The sequence below is a fragment of the Neisseria sp. P0021.S007 genome (genome assembly GCF_051956855.1).
In genome coordinates this window covers 1-1258 of the sequence record NZ_JBQCXA010000093.1, presented here as the reverse complement: position 1 = coordinate 1258, position 1258 = coordinate 1, and the positions used below count along the sequence as shown (strand labels likewise).

The window sequence follows — 1258 nt, the reverse complement described above, 5'->3', positions numbered from 1 at the left end:
TCTATTCTCGGTGCGGCAGGACTTGATCATACTTTTGTTATCGGTGGCAAGCTCAATGCCGCAGGTACCAACGCCCGTTTGGGTAAAGGCGAATACATCGTCGCAGAAGCCGACGAATCTGATGCCTCTTTCCTGTACCTGACCCCGATTATGTCCGTTGTGACCAATATCGACGAAGACCACATGGACACTTACGGCCACAGTGTTGAGAAACTGCATCAGGCGTTTGTCGATTTTATCCACCGTATGCCGTTTTACGGCAAAGCATTTTTGTGCATCGACAGCGAACATGTCCGCGCGATTTTGCCAAAAGTGAGCAAGCCTTACGCTACTTATGGCTTGGACGATACTGCCGATATCTACGCAACCGATATTGAAAACATCGGCGCTCAAATGAAATTTACCGTTCATGTTCAAATGAAAGGACATGAGCAAGAGCCGTTTGAAGTTGTTTTGAATATGCCCGGTCGCCACAACGTCCTCAATGCGTTGGCGGCTATTGGTGTTGCGCTGGAAGTTGGCGCATCGGTTGAAGCCATCCAAAAAGGCTTGCTCGGCTTTGAAGGCGTCGGCCGCCGCTTCCAAAAATATGGCGACATCAAATTGCCAAACGGCGGAACCGTTTTGCTGGTGGACGATTATGGCCACCATCCTGTCGAAATGGCGGCAACCCTTTCTGCTGCACGCGGCGCATACCCTGAAAAACGCTTGGTCTTGGCTTTCCAACCGCACCGCTATACCCGTACACGCGATTTGTTTGAAGACTTTACTAAAGTCCTCAATACCGTTGATGCGCTGGTGTTGACCGAAGTTTATGCCGCAGGTGAAGAGCCGATTGCCGCAGCCGATTCCCGCGCCTTGGCGCGCGCCATCCGCGTATTGGGCAAACTTGAGCCTATTTACTGCGAAAACGTTGCCGACCTGCCGCAAATGCTGCTGAATGTTTTGCAAGACGGCGATGTTGTTCTGAATATGGGTGCCGGCAGCATCAACCGCGTTCCGTCTGCATTGGTGGAATTGTCGAAACAATCATAATAAACAGGCATATTGGCCTTTGAGGACAGATAGGTCGTCTGAATAATATTCAGACGGCCTGTATCAGTATTTAAGAAAGTGGAAATTATGCAGAATTTTGGCAAAGTGGCCGTGTTGATGGGTGGTTTCTCCAGCGAGCGCGAAGTTTCGCTGGACAGTGGCGCCGCTATTTTGGCTGCCTTGAAAAGCAAAGGCGTCGATGCCCATGCGTTCGACCCCAAAG

At 50.6% G+C, this 1258-nt stretch carries 1 protein-coding gene and 1 pseudogene; both read left to right on the top strand.

Going from position 1 to position 1258, the window contains the following annotated elements; genetic code table 11:
• Nucleotides 1-1035: UDP-N-acetylmuramate--L-alanine ligase (gene murC / locus ACTHUR_RS11375; RefSeq protein WP_440398640.1), on the top strand; the 1035-nt coding region annotated here is incomplete at its 5' end.
• Between the two features lie 87 nt (nucleotides 1036-1122).
• Nucleotides 1123-1258, top strand: a pseudogene (locus ACTHUR_RS11370) (D-alanine--D-alanine ligase); the annotation flags it as partial.